The organism is Sphingobium sp. MP9-4 (genome assembly GCF_005281675.1).
Taxonomy (GTDB): domain Bacteria; phylum Pseudomonadota; class Alphaproteobacteria; order Sphingomonadales; family Sphingomonadaceae; genus Sphingobium; species Sphingobium yanoikuyae.
Genome location: NZ_LUFI01000104.1, coordinates 125623 through 141233, shown reverse-complemented (window position 1 = coordinate 141233; position 15611 = coordinate 125623). Strand labels below are relative to the sequence as shown.

Sequence of the window (15611 nt, the reverse complement as noted above, 5' to 3'; positions counted from 1 at the left end):
CCCCCAACCTCTTGCAAAATGCCGTCCACGACGCCACTAGCGGCCATGGCCGACAACATTCCCACCGACACCCCCGATTTCAAGCGCCGCGGCGTTCTCTTTGTCCTGTCCTCGCCCTCGGGCGCCGGCAAGTCGACGATTGCACGCAAATTGCTGGCCTGCGAACCGGACCTGTCGATGTCGGTGTCGGCGACGACGCGGACGATCCGGCCGGGCGAAGTCGATGGCAAGGATTATCATTTCGTCGACCTGGAAGAGTTTCGCCGCATGGCGAACGACCATGAGTTCCTGGAATGGGCGCATGTCTTCGGCCAGCGCTATGGCACGCCGCGCGCGCCGGTCGAGGCGATGCTCAAGAGCGGCAAGGATGTGCTGTTCGACATCGACTGGCAGGGCGCGCAGCAGCTGCATCAGATTGCCGGCGGCGACGTGGTCCGCATCTTCATCCTGCCGCCCTCGATGGAGGAGCTGGAAAAGCGTCTGCGTGGTCGCGCGACCGACAGCAATGAAGTGATCGAGGGCCGCATGGCGCGCGCCGCGGGCGAGATCGCCCACTGGGACGGCTATGACTATGTGCTGTGCAATGTCGACGTCGAGGAATGTTTCGAGCGCGTGCGCACCATCCTGCACGCCGAACGGATGAAGCGCAGCCGCCAGACCGGCCTCATTGGCTTCATCCGTCGCCTCAGCCGCTATCATCAGGAAGATTGAAATCTAGTGGATTGATTTTGACATTTGCATCCCTTGTCGATGGGCTGGATTTGCAAATGTCAAAATCGTAAAATCCACTAGAAACAAATATTTCTAGTGGTCCGAACAGATTCTGACATTCGTGTGCGACATCGCCTCAAGCGGTATCGAATGTCAGAATCGGACCACTAGCGGCCAACGGGGCCGCTATTTCTCGAATCCTGCCGGGTCGGCCCAGTCGGGGTGGACCCAGGCCATCACCTTGAACAATGTCCCCATCTCCGCTTCGTCGGTGAGGCGGTGGCGCTGCGCCTCCAGTTCGGCGGCGCGCTGCGGGCTGCCCTTGGCCAGCACGGAAGCGCGCACGTCGATGCCCAGATGCTGCAGGAAATGGCCCTGCGTCACCGCGCCATGGACGCGCAGCCCGGCCTGGCGCGCGACATTGGCCAGCATCATGAAATCGACATGGGTGGTAAGGTCGCTCTCGCCCGGATCGGTGAAGGGATCGGTGAACTGGTGGTTCTTCACCGCCTGCAGCGTGTCGCCCAGGGCCGGGCCTTCATAACCATAGTCGATGATGATCGCGACGCCGCCCTGGCGCGCGATCCGGCTGGCAAGGGCATAGCCCGCGGTGGCACCGGCCTGCGCCACTTCGATGATCGCGCCCTCGGGCGCCTGCGCGGCGATCGGCGGCAGGCCCGATTCGATCCGGCGATAGCCCGGCACCGCCATGAAGCGGCCTTCTTCCTCGCGCCGGATCACCACCCGTTCACGCCATTCGTCGCCGACGCGGATCATCTGCCGCACGGGCAGGGCATCGAAAAATTCATTGGCGACCACCAGCAGCGGCGACTGGTCGGGCAGGCTTTCGACGCTGTCATGATGGACGACATGGGGAATCTGGGCGCGCTGCCGCTCGCGCAGGGTCGGGCTGGTCTCGACGAAATGGATGCGCGAGGTGACGTCGGCGCCCTCCAGCGCGCGCAGCGCATCGCCTGCCAGCGTGCCGCGCCCCGGCCCCAGCTCGACATAGAGCGGATCGGCGCGCCGGCCCGATCGCAGCCAGACATCGGCCAGGCACAGGCCGATCAGTTCGCCGAACATCTGGCTGATTTCCGGGGCGGTGGTGAAGTCCCCCTCCAGCCCCAGCGGATCGCGCGTGCCATAATAATGCTGGTTCGCCTCGCCCATATAATGGGCGATGGAGATCGGCCCGCCGGCGTCGATCTGGCGGGCCAGGCGCTCGGGCAGGCCCATCGCGCCGGGCAGGGCGTCAGCTGACACTGGCGCTGCCCGCGATCGGTTCGACGCGCACACGCCGGCCCTTGGCGGTGACGATCAGGTAGAGGCCGCCCAGGATCATCGGCACGCACAGCCACTGGCCCATGTGCAGGCCGGTGCGAGCGGCAAATTCCATCAGCTGGGCATCAGCCTCGCGGAAATATTCGACGCCGAAGCGGAACACGCCATAGAAGAAGACGAACAGGCCGACCAGCATGCCCGGCTTGTAGCGCGCCTTGGTCTTCCAGAAGGCGAAGGCAAGGATGCAGAACAGGATGATGCCTTCGAAAAAGGCTTCGTAAAGCTGGCTCGGATGGCGGGCGAAGGGGCCGCCGGTCGGGAAGATCATCGCCCAGGGCACGTCGGTTTCCTTGCCCCACAGTTCGCCATTCACGAAATTGGCGAGGCGGCCGAAGAACAGGCCGAAAGGCACGACGCAGGCGACATAGTCATGGATGCGCAGCCAGCTCAGCTTCTCCTTGCGCGCCATGTAGAGGATGCCGAGCGACACGCCCGCCGCGCCGCCATGGAAGGACATGCCGCCATTCCACAGCTTGAAGATGTCCAGCGGATGCTGGAGGATTTCGGGCTGGTAGAAGAAGACATAGGCGAGCCGGCCGCCGATGATGATGCCCAGCGTCGCATAGAAGATCATGTCGTCGGCATGGCGCCGGGCCATCGGCGAACCGGGCTGGGCAATGAGCTTCAACAGATACCAGTAGCCGATCAGGATGCCGGCCAGATAGGCCAGGCTATACCATTTGAGCGTGAAGAAGCCCAGGTCCAGGGCGACGGGGCTGAGCCCCAGCTGGTCGAAGCGGATGGCGCTCGAAGCGGCGGCGACAAGGTCCAGGATCAAAATGGCATTCCCTCGGCAATCAGGCCTGCGGCCATAGAACAAGCGGCCGGCAAGATGAAGAGGGGCGATCCCGATTGCAGGATGATCGGGGCAAATAGGCCGGACATGCCCGGCGCGGCGACGTCAGGCCGCTTCGCTACAGTCCAGCAGCGCCGCGCGATCCCGGATTTCCACCATGCGGCGGCCGGGCAGGGCGATGATGCCGATCCGCTTGAGGTCGGTCAGCTGCCGGCTCACCGTCTCGATCGTCAGGCCCAGCACGTCGGCGATCTGCTGGCGCGACAGCGGCAGGTCGAACCGGTCGAGCGGGGGCTGGCCTTCGCGGGCCAGCCGGCGCGACATGTCGAGCAGGAAGGTGGCGATCTTCTCGCGCGCATTCTTGCGGCCGAGCAGCAGCATCCAGCTGCGCGCCCGGTCGAGATCGTCGAGCGTGCGTTGCAGCAGCCGATGCTCCAGCTCGGGATGCTCGCGGGCAAAGCCGTCAAAGGCGCCGCGGGTGAAAAGGCACAGGCGCGCGTCGGTGAGCGCCGTGACGCTGTGCGGCGTGCTGCGGCCGAAGGGGCGGCCGATGAAGTCGGATGGATAGACCACGCCGACAATCTGCTCGCGCCCGTCACCGGTCGAGGCCGACAATTTGAGCGTGCCGTCGATCACATTGGCGACGATGGTGGCGTCGTCGCCTTCCCACATCACCGTCTGCCCCGCCGCGATCGTGACGCGCCGGCCCAGGCGATTGAGCGCGCCGCGCTCATCCTCTTCCAGCGTGGCGCAGATGGCGCGGTCGCGCACCTCGCAGCGCTGGCAGAAGCTGGCGTCGGAGCAGGGGGCAGGAACGGGCATGCCGCCGGGCAGGGTTTGCGCGAGATCAAAATGCATGTTCATGACCGCTGCTTGGCGCGGCGGCGGGGCGGGCACTATCCGTAAATCCCCTATGGGACTTTCTGTCCTATTCGACCCCCGCCTGGAAGGCGATGCGCAGCGTTTCCGACAGGCTGTGGACCTGCAGCTTCTGCATCAGGTTGGCGCGATGAATCTCCACTGTGCGCGGGCTGATGCCCAGGTCATAGGCGATCGTCTTGTTGGGCAGGCCGTCGACCAGGCCCTTGAGCACTTCGCGTTCCCGATCGGTCAGGATGTTGAGCCGGGCGCGGGCGGTCTCGCGCTGGCTGTTGCGGCCCTGGTCGGCGCTTGCCTGCGCGCAGGCGGCTTCGATCGCGGCGAGCAATGCCGCCTTCTCGAACGGCTTTTCGATGAAATCGGTGGCCCCGGCCTTCATCGCGGCGACCGCCATGCCGACATCGCCATGGCCGGTCATGATGATGACCGGCAGCATCATGCCGCGCGCGCGCAACTCGCGCTGCACTTCCAGCCCGTCAATGTCGGGCATGCGCACGTCCAGCAGCACGCAGCCGCCCTCCAGCGTCCCGACCTCCTTCAGGAATTCGGTGCCGCCCGAGAAAAGCCGCACCGAAAAGCCGCTGGTCTTGAGCATGAAAGAGAGAGACCGGCGGATCGCCTCGTCATCATCGACGACATGGATGGGCTGGTCGGTGGGCAGGCTCATGGCAGGCGGTCCGCAGAATCGAGAGTGAAGTGGAAGGCGACGCCGCCCCAGTGCGAGGCGTCGGCCCAGATCCGTCCGCCATGCCCCTCGACGATGGTGCGGCTGATCGACAGGCCTACGCCCATGCCGGCGGGTTTCGTCGTGCTGAACGGGGTGAAGAGCGATCGCGCGACCGCCGGATCGAGGCCGGGGCCACTGTCGGCGATGATGAGTTCGACCTGTCCGTCCTCGGCCGGCACCGCCGACAGGCGCAGGATGCGGCGATTGCGGCCGTCCATCGCCTCGACCGCGTTGCGCACCAGGTTGATGATGACCTGCTGCACCTGCACCCGGTTGGCGATCACCCGGCCGACGCGCGGGTCGACGACGATGTCCATGTCGATGCCCCGGCTGTCGATGCCGATGAAGGCCAGCGCGACCCCCTCGGCCAGCAGCGTGGCGGCCGGTTCGGCCTGGCGATCGGCTTCGCCTCGGCGGATGAACTCCCGCAGCGACCGGATGATCTGGCCCGCGCGCATCGCCTGGCGCGCGGCTTCGTCCATCGCCTCGCCCAGCAAGTCGCGGTCGACCGGTGCATCGGTGCGCAGCAGGTCGCGGCCTGCCTCCATATAATTGGCGATCGCAGTCAGCGGCTGGTTCAGTTCATGCGCCAGCGCCGCAGCCAGCGTGCCCATCGCCGTGACGCGGGCGGCATGGCTGAGTTCCGCCTGCAGATCCTGCAGGCGGCGCTCGGCCTTCTGCCGATCGGTCAGGTCCCGCACGAAGCCGGTGAACAGCTTTTCGCCATGGTCCTGCACTTCGCCGACCGCCAGCTCGATCGGAAAGGTGGAGCCATCGCGCCGGCGCGCGGTGGTCAGTCGGCCGATGCCGATGATCCGCTTTTCGCCGGTGTCATGATAATGTTGCAGGTAGGAATCATGGCGCTCGCGATCGGGCGAGGGCATCAGCATCGCGACATTGCGGCCGAGCACATCGGCCTCGGCATATTGGAACATGCGCTGGGCGGCCGGGCTGAACGAGACGATATGCCCGGTCGCGTCGATCACGATCAGCGCATCGGGCACCGTTGCCAGGATCGATCCCAGCAGAGCCTGTTCCCGGCTGGTCGCATTATCCTGCGGATCGCCATCGTTGAACGCCATGTCCGATCACTGACCGTAAATCAGTGCGCCAGCAAGAGCGGAACCCGTGTTTCGGCCAGAATATAGCGGGTTACGCCGCCAAAAATGGTTTCCCGCAGCCGGCTGTGGCCAAAGGCACCCATCACCATCCAGTCGATCGACAGTTCCTGGCAGGCATGGGACAGCGCTTCTTCCACGCTGCGATCCTTGCGCGGCCATTCGTGAATCTCGACCGCAATGCCGTGGCGCGAGAGATATTCGGCCGCTTCGGTCGGCGGGAAGTCGCGCTTCGACCGCTCGTCCACGGTGACGACATGGACTTCGCTCGCCACCCGCAACAGGGTGCGGCTCGCGGTCAGCGCCGACGCCGCCTCATGCGATCCGTCCCAGGCAACCATCGCGCGGCCGGTGCAGCGAAAGCCCTTGGCCATGCTCGGGATCGCCAGCACCGGGGCGCGGCTGTTGACCGCCAGGTCGGCGACGATCGGCGCTGGATCATCGGCCTGCCGGCGGCCCGGCGGCGGCAGGGAAACGAGCATCGCGTCGGCCAGGCGACCGGTTTCCAGCAGGCCCTGGACCAGGTCGCCGCTGCGATAATGCCAGTCCCACGCCATGCCCTCGCGCCGCAGGCGCTCTTCCAATCCGAGCCGCATTTCCTCGTCCCGGCGGCGCACCGCATCGATCGCCTCGGGCACCAGATAGCCGCTGCCATAAAGATCTGCGGCGACCAGTTCGGGCAGCGGCGCGATCTGCAGGCAACTGATATGGGCGCCGGTCGCGCGCGACAGGTCGAACGCGGCCTGCAGGCGGCTTTCCATGCCGTTGTCCGCGCGGATGTGCAGCAAGATGGTCTTCATCGAACATGTCCCGACAAGAGGGCGCCGATGCAGCGCCGCATGATCGTCATCCTGACTAGTAGCCCGCTCGGCTCGTCTCTATCCGCAAATTTCCCTATTTCGATCGCCGATCCAATGGCACATTCGGGGGGCAACGATCATAGCAAGGGATGCCTTCTTCATGACCGACAAGGATATTCTGGAAACCCGCACCGGCATTCGCGTCCAGGTGCGCCCGGCGCAGGATGGCGATGCCAAGGCGCTGGCCCATTTCTTTTCGGCCGTATCCGATGATGATCGCCGCTTCCGCTTCCTCAGCAGCGCGCCGGGCGTCAGCGCCGGGCAGATTCATGATCTGATCCATGGCGACCCCGATAATTGCGAGACCTTCCTGGCGACCGACGAGAAGGGCGCCATACTGGCGGCCGCGACCCTGGCCGCCGATCCCGACCGGACACGCGCCGAAGTCGCTATTTCGGTGCGCGCCGACCATCGCGGCAAGGGCGTGGGCTGGAGCATGCTGCGCCACGCCACCGACCGCGCGCAGGAAATGGGTGTCGGCCTGCTGCAGGCGATCGAGAGCCGCGCCAATCATGCCGCGATCGAACTGGAGCGCGAACAGGGCTTTGTCGCCCGCAGCGTCGATGACGAGCCGTCGCTGCTGATCCTGGAAAAGCGTTTCTGATCGCATGGCTGGTAAAATGATGAAGGGGCCGGAGCGGCGATCCGCTCCGGCCCCTTCCTTCTGGTCCACCCCCCGGAGGATCAGAAGCGCATGCCGACGCCCACGCCGAACACGAAGGGATCGAGCGATACCTTGACGTTCTGGGTGCCGGCCGCCGCGGTGGTCAGCCGCACCTTGGTGTCGATGTCGATATATTTGACGTCGAGGTTGAGGAAGATCTTGTCGTTGAGGTCGATGTCGACCCCGACCTGGCCGGCCCAGCCGAAGCTATCGGACATATGGACCTTGGTCTTGCCGACCGCATCCTCCAGCCCGCTCGACGCATCCTCGTTGTAGAACAGCGTATAGTTGACGCCGGCGCCGATATAGGGGCGGACATGGCCTTCGACGATCGGGTGATATTGCATCGTCAGCGTCGGCGGCAGCACCCAGGTGGAGGCCAGCTTGCCGATCCCGCCGGTGGTGCCGCTGCGGCCGCTGGCGCTATGCTTGGTGGTCGCGGCGATCAGTTCGAAGCCGATATGGTCGGTGGCCATGTAGGTGACGTCGACTTCGGGCGCGATGCCGTTGTTCACCGACACCTTCTCGCCGGGGAAGCCGGGCAGGATGCTGCCGCTCTTTTCGGTGGGGGCGACCATGATGCCGCGCACGCGCACCAGCACGTCGCCCTGCTTGGCTTGGGCCGGGGCGGCGGCCAGCGCCGTGCCCATGGCGCCCATCGCGGCGACAATCATCATCTTTTTCAAGTGCATGTCTTTTCTCCATCCCTGATCGTGGGTCAGTGATGGCGCTCTGCTCCCGATCGGGGCGGCCTTCCTTGATGCGGCGCAATCGGCGATTTGATCCTGCGCAATGTTCGGCATCGGGCGCCATGGCAGGCGGGGCGCCATGTTCCGCTATCATCCCGACCTGCTCGCCGCGCCGGTGCCGCGCTACACCAGCTATCCCACTGCTGCCCAGTTCGGCGAGGATGTCGGCGCGACCGACATGGCGCAGCGGCTGGACGCGATGTCGGCGGACGCGCGCCTGTCGCTCTATGTCCATATCCCCTATTGCCATGACATTTGCTGGTATTGCGGGTGCAACACCGGGGCGGCGACCCGGCCCCGCCGCCTGTCCGCCTACGTCGATGCGCTGGAGCGGGAAATGGCGCTGGTTTCGGCGCGGCTGGGCGGGCGTGGCCGCGTCACCCATGTCGCCTTTGGCGGCGGCAGTCCCAATTCTCTGCCGCTGATCGACTGGGTCCGGCTCAATCATCAGTTGCTGCTCTGCTTCGACGCCAGCGCGGCGGCGATGGCGGTGGAACTGGACCCGCGCCGGATCGACCGGGCCTGGATCGACGCCATGGCCAAGGTCGGGGTGACGCGCGTCAATCTGGGGGTGCAGACCTTTGCCACCCATGTGCAGCAGCGGATCGGCCGGGTGCAGCCGGCCGAGACGGTGGCGATGGCCGTCGGTGCGTTGGCCCGTGCGCGCATCCAGGTGGGGTTCGACCTGATGTATGGCCTGCCGGGGCAGAGCGAGGCGGATCTGGCGCAGACGCTGGAGGACAGCATTCGCCTGTCTCCCTCGCGCATCGCGCTGTTCGGCTATGCCCACATGCCGCGCCTGCTGCCGCGCCAGCGGCGGATCGACGCGACCGAATTGCCGGGCGTCGAACAGCGCTTTGCGATGGCGAAGCTTGGCCATGCGATGCTGACGGCGGCCGGCTATCAGGCGATCGGCTTCGATCATTTCGCGCTGCCCGACGATCCGCTCGCGGTGGCCGCCGCTGCCGGAAGGCTGCGCCGCAATTTTCAGGGCTTTACCGAGGATGACAGCGATGCGCTGATCGGCATGGGCGCGAGCGCGATCAGCCAGTTTCCCGACCTGATCGTCCAGAATGAGAAGAATGCGGGCGCCTATCGTGAAGCGCTGTCGGACCATCGGCTGCCCGCGGCCCGTGGAGTGCGGCGCAGTGCCGACGACCAGCGGCGGGGCGCGTTGATCGAACGGCTGCTGTGCGACGGTCGGGCGGCCTGTGGCGACCTTGCCGAACCGGCGCTGCTCGACCGGTTCGAGCGGATCGGCCTGCTCCGGCGGGAGGGGGACGAGTTGCTGCTGCAACCCGGCGCGGCGCCCTATGCCCGGTCCATCGCCGCCTGTTTCGATGCCTATCTGCGTCCGGCCGAAACGCGCTTCAGCGTCGCGGTCTGATCGCCGGCCCGGCCACTGCCGGGCCGGCGATCGCACGTCGGATCAGAAGCGCACGCCCACGCCCATCCAGACACGGGCCGGGTCGATCAGATAGCCCGCCGTGTCATAGTTGAGCCGCTTGTCGAGCAGGTTCTGCACCCCGGCATGGACGGTGAAGGCGGGCGTGATCTTGTAGGATGCGCCCATGTCCACCACCGTATAGTCGGGCGACACGATATTATTGCCGCTGATCTGCGCCTCGGTGACGGCTTCCTCGCCGCGATAGACGGCGCGCACGAAGGCGGAGAAGCGCTTATCCGGGCGCCAGTTGAGCGAGGCGCTGGCCTGCTGCTTGGGCGTGTCGTTAAGTGCCGCGCCGATATTGGCGCCGCTCAGCTGTTCCGAATCCGTCAGCGTGCCGGTGGCGTTGAGCCGCAGCGTGTGGGTCAGCGGCACGTCGACCGAGACTTCGACGCCGCGTACCCGCGCTTTGTCGACATTGACATAGGTCGTGGGAGGACGGCCGATCGAGCTGAGCGGTTCATCGACGCACCAGGCCCCCGCCACTTCGCAGGTCACGCGCGTGATCTTGTCGTTGAAGCGGGTGTCATAGGCAGTGACGCTGGCGTTGAAGCCATTCCGCGAGAAGAGCAGGGCAGCCTCGATCGTGCGGGAGGTTTCGGCTTCTAGGTCGGGATTGCCATAGATGGTGCCGCCACGGCTGGTCTGGCCCCAGTCGGGAATCGTCTGGCGCAGGCTCGGCGCGCGGAAGCCCTGCGAATAACCGCCCTTCAGCGTCAGGGACGGGGTGATGTTCCACACCGAATAGACGCGCGGGGTCCAGTGGACGCCATATTGTTCGTCATGGTCCATGCGGATGCCGCCGGTCAGCGCCAGTCCGTCGAGCAGCTTCAGCTCATTTTCGGCAAACAGCGCCCAGCTGGTGCGGGTGGTGCCGGTGGTGGTCGATCCCGACAAAAGGTTGCCGGTCAGGTCCGACAGATCCTCATAGCGATAAAAGCCGCCGACGGTCAGCGTGTTGGACGGCAGCGGGATCACCCACAGGCTTTGGCCGACCGTGTTCTTGATCCGCTTCTGCGCCTCGACATCTTCGGCATCCTCATATTGCAGATAGGATTCGGAACTGGCGAAGCCCCACTGGCCGCTATGGCTGATCGATGCGACCTTGCGCTTCTGGGTCTGGGTGGTTTCGGTGCCGAGCGGCGCGGTCGCCGATGTCTCGGTCGTCTCGCCGGCAACCTCGATCACCTTCTGCCGATAATAGCCGCCCTCCAGCAGGATCTGGTGGTTGGCGCTGAGGTTGAAGCCCAGCTTGCCGGCCAGGCTGTCATCATGCCGCTCGGGCGTGCCGCCGATTTCCGTGTCGCCCTCGCGCCGGTTCATCGATCCCTGCAATTGCAGGCCGATGCCGTTGGTGACGGGGCCGGACAGATAGAAATTGCCGTCGGTATAATTGCCGAAATTGTCCGCCAGCTGCATCGTGCCGTTGACGCGTGCGCTGCCGCGCCAATGATCGCTGATCCGGCGGGTGATGATGTTGACGACGCCGCCCATCGCGTCCGATCCGTAGAGCGAGGACATGGGGCCACGCACCACCTCGATGCGCTCGATCGCTTCGAGCGGCGGCAGCAGGCCACCTTCGCTGACATTGCCGCCATTGGTGCGGGATTCGCGCGACGACAGCCGCTTACCGTCGACCAGGATCAGCGTATATTGCGGCGCCATGCCGCGGATCGAGATGTCGCGGCTATTGCCTTCGCCCGGCGTGACGGTGACGCCGGGGATTTCCATCAGCGCATCGGTCACTTCGCGATAGGGCATGGCGTCCAGCGTCTCGCGGGTGATGACGCTGATCGAGGCTGGCGCGTCGCGGACCTCCTGTTCGCGGCCGGCGGCGGTGACGACGATCTGGTTGGAATCCTGGTCGGCCTCGGCCGCCAGCGCCTGCTGTGCGCTGGTCAGCGCGACAAGGGCCGCGGTCGCCCGCAGCAAATGGATGGATGGCATGGAAATCCCCTGTTCTGGATAGACGGGCACCCGCCAGCCACCCGGCCGGACGGGTGCCGGAAATCAGTGGTGCGGGCCGGGCCCGATCGGTGGAACGAATATCATGGCGCGTTCATTTGCGATCGATTGTCAATTGCAAGTGGCCGTTGCCAGAAGCGCGGGGCGGCGCCAAATATCGATATCGGATAAGGCTTATGCGGCCTTGCTATGGGGCAGGGCTGCGTCGCTGCCGCAATGGTCGGCGAACATGTCGCACAGCCAGGCGATGGCCGGGTCGCGATGCGACCGCTCGTTCCACAGCAGCCGATAGCCGAAGGTGCCGACCAGGTCCGGCGCGGGCAGGCAGGCCAGGTCATGGGTCCGGGCGATTGCCTCGGCCGCGCGCGTCGGCAGCGTCATCAGCGCGTCCGATCCCCGGATCATGTGCGGTGCCGCCTGGAAATAGGGCAGGCGGGCGATCACCCGCCGGCGCGGCGCCAGATCGCCCAGGCGCAGTTCGATCCGGTCGAAGCCGCTGTCGCTGACGACGAAGCTGATATGCGGGCAGGACAGGAAATCCTCGACCGACAGGGATCGGTCGGTCGGATGCGCCGCCAGCTTGTGATGGCGATCGACGACGCAGCTGAACGTTTCGGTGAACAGGAAGCGCTCATAGGTCTGGGCCGGATCGGGATCGAGCCCGCTGATGATGAGGTCGATCTCGCCTGCGGTCAGCCGCGCCACCATGTCGCCGGTCAAAGGCACGATGTCGATCGCCGCCAGCGGCGCCGCGCGGCCGATATGCGGCAGGGTCGGCGCCACCACGGCGGCGACGCCGAAATCGGTCGATGCGACGCGGAATCGGCGATCAAGCGTCGCCGGATCGAAACAGGGCGGTTCCAGCAGGCCGGCGGTCGTCGCCAGCCAGTCCTGGAGCGAGGGCGCCAGTTCCTCCGCCCGCCGGGTCAGTTCCATGCCGCCGGCGGTCCGCACCAGCAGCGGATCGCCCAGCAGGCTGCGCAACTGCGCCAGCGACCGGCTGACCGACGGCTGGCTGACGCCCAGTTGCTGCGCCGTGCGGGTGACGCTTTTCGTGCGCAGCAACAGGCCCAGTATCACCAGGCTGTTGAGATCGAAATGCACGCCGCCAAGCAAGAGAGACCGGTCCGTTCCTTAAGGATAATGCGGACCATTCTTAACTTCAGGGGTGGTCAGGGTCCAGTCCCGTTGCATTTCCGGACTGTTGCGCGGCGCGATCGGTGCCGATTGACAGGCCCCTTAATCCGGATTTATGAAATAACCTGTATCACATCTTCGTCGATCAAGAGGCTGTGCGCCTGCAATCATTGTGTCCGGGGCAACAGGTGCGACGATGATGAAAGGGATGGGCGCCGTCTGTGCGGCGCTCGACGCCGTGACGGTCGATCCAGCATATAAGGGCCGCGCGGTCTGGATGGGAGGATGCCATGACACGCCGTTTCCGGACGTTGCTTCTCTGCGCCTGCGCGACTCTGCCCACCCTGCCGATCGAGGCCCAGGCGCAGGATAAGGCGCAGGACAGGGCCAGCGTGACCCAGGACATCATCGTCACCGCCCGCCGGACCGAGGAACGGCTACAGGACGTGCCGATCTCGATCACCGTGTTCAATCAGGAAGAACTGGCCAACCGCAATGTCGTCAATGCGCAGGATCTGGCCGCCTATACCCCCTCATTGTCCGCCAACGGCAATTTCGGCAGCGAAAATAGCAGTTTCGCCATCCGCGGCTTTGCCCAGGACATCGGCACCGCGCCCTCGGTCGGGGTCTATTTCGCCGATGTGGTCGCGCCGCGCGGCGCCTCCAACGGCCTGCCCTCGGGCGATGGCGCTGGGCCGGGTGCCTTTTTCGACCTGCAGAATGTCCAGATATTGAAGGGGCCACAGGGCACCCTGTTCGGCCGCAACACGACTGGCGGCGCGATCCTGCTGGTGCCGCAGAAGCCGACCGACGAATTTTCCGGCTATGTCGAAGGATCGGTCGGCAATTTTGACATGTGGCGCGGTCAGGCGGTGGTCAACGCGCCGCTCGGCGACCGGGCGCGGATGCGCATCGGGGTCGACCGGCAGAAGCGCGACGGCTATATGCGCAACGGCAGCGGCATCGGCCCCGACCGGTTCGGCGATGTCGATTATATCGCGCTGCGCGCCAGCCTGGTCGTCGATCTGACCCCCGATCTCGAAAACTACACCATCCTCTCTTACAGCGATTCCAGCAATAACGGCCCGATCCAGAAGCTGGTCGCGGCCGCGCCGGAGGGGCTGGGCCAGCTCGCCTATGGCCAGTTGCTGCGCCAGGGCAACGGTTTCTATGATGTCATGCAGTCACTGGAGGATCCCTATTCCAGGACCGAGCAATGGCAGTCGATTAACACCACCAGCTGGCAGGCGAGCGATACGCTGACGGTCAAGAATATCGTCAGCTATGCGCAGTTGAAGCAGCGCATGAACGCGCCGCTGTTCGGCACCGATTTCGTCGTGGATTTCGCCGCGATCAATCCTTTCCTCGCCGCGCTGGGCAGCTATCATCTGCCCTTCACCACGGTGACGTCGATTCCGGGCGGCTATACCGCCAACCAGTCGACCTTTACCGAGGAACTGCAAGTGCAGGGGCGCTCGGGCGATGGCCGGCTCAACTGGCAGGCGGGGGCCTATCTGGAGGTCAGCGAACCGCTGGGCATGAGCGGCAGCCAGTCGCCCTTCCTGGCGTCCTGCACCGATTCCGCCACGCTGCAATGCACCGATCCGATGGGCTTCCTGTCCAATCTCGATCCGACCATCCCGGCGTTCGCCAAGCCGATCCATGCCGGCACCGTCAATTACACGGCGGGGCGCACCAATTTCCACAATGTCGGCCTCTATGCGCAGGCGACCTATGCACTGACCGAGCAATTGAAGCTGACCGGTGGTTTCCGCTACACTTGGGATCATTCGCGCAATGTCAGCGACCAGCGCACCTATATCGTCGCCTATCCGCCGCAATATGGCGCCTTCAATCCGGTCGCACCCTATCGCTGCACCAATCCGCAGGCGGCGGCGACCAATTGCGTGTCGCACTATTATCAGTCGTCGGAAAAGCCGACCTGGCTGGTCGACCTGGATTACAACCCGACCCAGGACATATTGCTCTACGCCAAATATGCGCGCGGCTATCGCGCCGGCACGATCGTGCCGAACATCACCGCGCCGCTCAACATCGTCGAGCCGGAGAAGGTGGACAGCTATGAGCTGGGCCTCAAGACCAGCTTCGGCGGGGCGCTGCGCGGCACCTTCAACCTGGCCGGCTTCTATAATGATTTTTCCAACCAGCAATTGCAGGTCGGCTTCAATGCGCGGCCGCTGTCGGGGCAGGCGTCCACCGCCGCGCCGGTCAATGCCGGCAAGTCGGAGATATGGGGGCTGGAGGCCGATGCCTCGCTCACCCCGTTCCAGGGACTGGTGCTGACCGGCGGCTACAGCTATTTGCGCACCAAGATCAAGTCGGTGCCCGATTTCTCCAGCTTCAACGATCCCAATTATATCCTTGCCGCGCCGTTCCAGCCCGGCGATCCCGAAGTGCTGTCGCCGCGTCACAAGGTCACGGTCAGCGGCACCTACACCCTGCCGCTGGACGAGGAGAAGATCGGCCGCATCTCCTTCGGCGCGACCTTCACCCATCGTTCCTCGATGCTGGTCAACTATACCGACCGCACCAATCCCGATCCGTCGATCGCCGCGCTCAGCACACTGGCGCCGCTCGATCTGCTGAACCTCAACGCCAGCTGGAACAGTATCGCCGGCGCCCCCATCGACCTCAGCCTGTTCATGACCAATGTGACCAAAGAAAAATATTACAGCTTCATCGCCGGGCTGGGTTCGCCCAGCGTCAATTTCGAGACGGCGACGCTGGGCGAGCCGCAAATGTATGGCGCGCGCCTGCGCTTCCGCTTCGGCGGATGAACGGGCGCCGACGACTGCGAAAATTGATCCATGTCTAGGACGGCGCTTCCGGCGGCTGATAGGTTGCATGGCAATCAAGCGGAGTCGGTTCGATGGACGTGATCACGGATGCTGCCTATCTGTTTCGCCGGTCGCGCGACGAGACGCGCAAAGCCGACGAAGCCCGTGCGCGCGGCGATGCGGTGTGCGTGATTGCTGCGCACAATGAACTGGCGCTGCGCTACAAGGTTCGCGCCCTGTCGCTGTCCAGCGGCGCGGTCCCCTGCATCGACGCGACCGGGCGACGATCGGCCTAGGGGCGATCGACATTCAGATGATGACGTGACGAAAATGGTGGTTTTCCGTGACCCGGAGCGCAGCGTACTTAAAGTACGTGAGCACCGGAAGCGCGGAGAACCGCCATTTGCAGGCCGTCAGGG

14 protein-coding genes are annotated in these 15611 nt (G+C 65.1%); 5 read left to right on the top strand and 9 right to left on the bottom strand.

Translation table 11 applies throughout. The annotated features are described in order from the left end of the window. The first annotated feature begins 45 nt into the window (after nt 1-45). A complete protein-coding gene (gmk, locus tag A0U87_RS25790) occupies nt 46-711 on the top strand; it encodes a guanylate kinase (RefSeq protein WP_004208560.1) in 666 nt (221 codons plus the stop codon). A 186-nt stretch (nt 712-897) separates the two neighbouring features. On the opposite strand, the gene A0U87_RS25785 is transcribed toward gmk, so the two are convergent. From A0U87_RS25785 to A0U87_RS25760, 6 genes are all read right to left on the bottom strand, one after another. Then, on the bottom strand, nt 898-1947 hold the full coding sequence (locus A0U87_RS25785; RefSeq protein WP_170978474.1) for an SAM-dependent methyltransferase: 1050 nt from the start codon (nt 1945-1947) through the stop codon (nt 898-900). 16 nt (nt 1948-1963) lie between these two features. After that, entirely contained in the window at nt 1964-2830 is an 867-nt protein-coding gene (lgt, locus tag A0U87_RS25780) for a prolipoprotein diacylglyceryl transferase (protein WP_004208558.1), read from the bottom strand. A 123-nt stretch (nt 2831-2953) separates the two neighbouring features. Then, nucleotides 2954-3712 carry a Crp/Fnr family transcriptional regulator gene (locus tag A0U87_RS25775; protein WP_010339652.1) on the bottom strand — a complete coding sequence of 253 codons (759 nt, stop codon included), beginning with the start codon at nt 3710-3712 and terminating at the stop codon, nt 2954-2956. Nucleotides 3713-3776: 64 nt separating this feature from the next. After that, on the bottom strand, nt 3777-4394 hold the full coding sequence (fixJ, locus tag A0U87_RS25770) for a response regulator FixJ (protein ID WP_048937438.1): 618 nt from the start codon (nt 4392-4394) through the stop codon (nt 3777-3779). Next, nucleotides 4391-5536: a PAS domain-containing sensor histidine kinase gene (locus tag A0U87_RS25765; RefSeq protein WP_004208555.1), complete on the bottom strand. Its 1146-nt coding sequence runs from the start codon at nt 5534-5536 to the stop codon at nt 4391-4393. Before A0U87_RS25765 ends, fixJ begins: the two co-directional genes overlap by 4 nt. 20 nt (nt 5537-5556) lie before the next feature. Beyond that, nucleotides 5557-6372, bottom strand: coding sequence for a universal stress protein (locus A0U87_RS25760; protein WP_137406125.1), 816 nt, complete (start codon nt 6370-6372; stop codon nt 5557-5559). A 160-nt stretch (nt 6373-6532) separates the two neighbouring features. Here A0U87_RS25760 and A0U87_RS25755 point away from each other — a divergent pair, with 160 nt between their 5' ends. Beyond that, nucleotides 6533-7036: a GNAT family N-acetyltransferase gene (locus A0U87_RS25755; RefSeq protein WP_010339656.1), complete on the top strand. Its 504-nt coding sequence runs from the start codon at nt 6533-6535 to the stop codon at nt 7034-7036. A gap of 80 nt (nt 7037-7116) precedes the next feature. Here A0U87_RS25755 and A0U87_RS25750 read toward each other — a convergent pair whose 3' ends face one another. Beyond that, entirely contained in the window at nt 7117-7788 is a 672-nt protein-coding gene (locus A0U87_RS25750; RefSeq protein ID WP_004208552.1) for an OmpW family outer membrane protein, read from the bottom strand. Nucleotides 7789-7924: 136 nt separating this feature from the next. On the opposite strand from A0U87_RS25750, the gene hemN reads away from it, so the two are divergent. Further along, a complete protein-coding gene (gene hemN, locus A0U87_RS25745; protein ID WP_048937458.1) occupies nt 7925-9232 on the top strand; it encodes an oxygen-independent coproporphyrinogen III oxidase in 1308 nt (435 codons plus the stop codon). Between the two features lie 42 nt (nt 9233-9274). Here hemN and A0U87_RS25740 read toward each other — a convergent pair whose 3' ends face one another. Together A0U87_RS25740 and A0U87_RS25735 are read right to left on the bottom strand one after the other, a co-directional pair. Beyond that, nucleotides 9275-11239 (bottom strand): TonB-dependent receptor, encoded by a 1965-nt coding sequence (locus A0U87_RS25740; protein ID WP_048937436.1) that lies wholly within the window; start codon nt 11237-11239, stop codon nt 9275-9277. Nucleotides 11240-11431: 192 nt separating this feature from the next. Further along, nucleotides 11432-12361, bottom strand: coding sequence for a LysR family transcriptional regulator (locus tag A0U87_RS25735; RefSeq protein WP_234415717.1), 930 nt, complete (start codon nt 12359-12361; stop codon nt 11432-11434). Nucleotides 12362-12684: 323 nt separating this feature from the next. On the opposite strand from A0U87_RS25735, the gene A0U87_RS25730 reads away from it, so the two are divergent. Both A0U87_RS25730 and A0U87_RS25725 read left to right on the top strand, forming a co-directional pair. Beyond that, on the top strand, nt 12685-15192 hold the full coding sequence (locus A0U87_RS25730) for a TonB-dependent receptor (RefSeq protein ID WP_048937434.1): 2508 nt from the start codon (nt 12685-12687) through the stop codon (nt 15190-15192). Between the two features lie 92 nt (nt 15193-15284). Beyond that, complete coding sequence (locus A0U87_RS25725; RefSeq protein ID WP_010339662.1) at nt 15285-15488, top strand: hypothetical protein; 204 nt, start codon at nt 15285-15287, stop codon at nt 15486-15488. Nucleotides 15489-15611: the final 123 nt, after the last annotated feature.